This window comes from Actinospica durhamensis (assembly GCF_018139695.1).
Lineage (GTDB): Bacteria > Actinomycetota > Actinomycetes > Streptomycetales > Catenulisporaceae > Actinospica > Actinospica durhamensis.
Genome location: NZ_JAGSOG010000545.1, coordinates 1 through 1,727, shown reverse-complemented (window position 1 = coordinate 1,727; position 1,727 = coordinate 1). Strand labels below are relative to the sequence as shown.

The following is a 1,727-nucleotide window of genomic DNA, read 5'->3' as shown; positions in this document are numbered from 1 at the left end:
TTGTATAAGAGACAGGCACGTGGTCGCGGCCGTGGCCGGGGGAGCCGTGGCGGTGGCGCCAGCGGTCGTCCGCGGGCAGCAGGTCGCGCAGCGCGGCCAGCAGGTCGTCGTCGCTGCCGGCGCCGGTCTCGAGGACGGCGATCCCGGCGGTCGCGTGCGGGACGAAGACGTTGAGCAGGCCGTCGGCGCCGCCGGCCGCGTCCTCGAGGAAGGCCTCGCAGTCGCGGGTGAGGTCGTACACGGTCTCGGTCCGGCCGGTGCGGACTGGCAGGGTCCTGGTGGTGAAGTTCGGCATGGGGCCAATGATCCACCGCCGGGCGCCCGGACGCGCGCAGGGCTCGGACGCCGGACGGGGGATCAGCCGCAGGTTGACGCGCCGCCCCGCAGCCCGCCGTCACCAGACCTTGCCGGCCGGGGTACGCATCGCGCGGTTGATCCGGTTGGAGAAGTTGGCCAGGGCGACGCAGAGCAGGATCGAGGACAGCTGCTCCTGGCCGAAGTGCTCAGCGGCTGCCGCCCAGATCTCGCCGCTCCCTCGGAATGTCGGTCGGGATCGGTGCCGAGGGGTGGTTACCTCGGGACGGATCGGCCCGTCATTCCCCATGGCGGAGCGGATCAGAGGAAGGTAACAGGCATGAGCGAGAACCACGCGGCGACCGAGACCACGGCCGAGTCCACGGCCGAGTCCACGGCCGACACCGTGGCCGAGGCGTTCGAGCGGCAGCGCGAGCGGCTGCGCGCGGTCGCGTACCGCGTGCTCGGCTCACACGCCGACGCGGAGGACGTGGTGCAGGACGCGTGGCTGCGGCTGTCCCAGCGGGACGCGTCCGAGATCGGGAATCTGGCCGGGTGGCTCACCACGGTCGTGGGCCGGCTCAGCCTCGACGTGCTGCGGACTCGCCAGACGCACCCGGTCGCGCCGTTCGACGCGGGGGACGCGGGGCAGGAGCGGCTGGTCGTGGTGGCCGAGGGGCCGCTCGCGCCGGACGAGGACGCGGTGCTGGCCGACTCGGTCGGGTTGGCGCTGCTGGTGGTGCTCGACTCGCTGGGGCCGAACGAGCGGCTGGCCTTCGTCCTGCACGACCTGTTCGGCGTGTCCTTCGACGAGATCGGGCGGATTCTCGGCAAGTCCGCCGACGCGGCGAAGATGACGGCCAGTCGGGCGCGCCGGAAGGTGCGCGAGGGTGACGCCCCGTCGGCCGACGCGCGGGAGCAGCGGGTCGTGGTGGACGCCTTCCTCGCGGCGGCGCGGCAGGGGGACTTCGAGGGACTGCTGCGGGTACTCGACCCGGAGGTGAAGCTGAGCGTGGAGACGGGCGCGGGGACCTCGGTCGTGCTCGGGGCCACCGAGGTCGCCCGCGGTGCGCGGCTGGGGGCCGGCTCGGGCCGGCAGGGGATCCGCGTGTACGTCGACGGCCTGCCGGGGTTCATGGCCTTCGATCCGGACGGCGAGGCGGTCTCGGTCATGGCCTTCGTCGTCGTCAACGGCCTGATCACCGAGATGCACGGGTTGACCGATCCGGCCAGGCTCGCCCGGATCCGCGCGACGATGGCGTTCCCCGGTGCCGCCCCTTCGGACGCAGGCGGCACCGGGGAGGACTAGAAGTCCGATGAAGATCTCTGTTCTGGCCCGGCCGCGCAGCGGTTGGGCCAGAATGCTGTCATGCAGGGTGAGTGGACGGGTGAACTGGCAGGTCCCGACGTGTGGGTCACGTGTCGGGAGCTGA

3 protein-coding genes are annotated in these 1,727 nt (G+C 72.5%); 1 reads left to right on the top strand and 2 read right to left on the bottom strand.

The features are described 5' to 3' along the window. Positions 1-295: YjbQ family protein (locus KDL01_RS40885; RefSeq protein ID WP_212534104.1), on the bottom strand; the 295-nt coding region annotated here is incomplete at its 3' end. 99 nt (positions 296-394) lie between these two features. Next, positions 395-604, bottom strand: coding sequence for a carboxymuconolactone decarboxylase family protein (locus KDL01_RS46920; protein ID WP_212534103.1), 210 nt, complete (start codon positions 602-604; stop codon positions 395-397). A 30-nt stretch (positions 605-634) separates the two neighbouring features. Between KDL01_RS46920 and KDL01_RS40875 the strand changes: the two genes are divergently transcribed. Then, a complete protein-coding gene (locus KDL01_RS40875) occupies positions 635-1,603 on the top strand; it encodes a sigma-70 family RNA polymerase sigma factor (RefSeq protein WP_212534102.1) in 969 nt (322 codons plus the stop codon). The last annotated feature ends 124 nt before the right edge of the window (positions 1,604-1,727 follow it).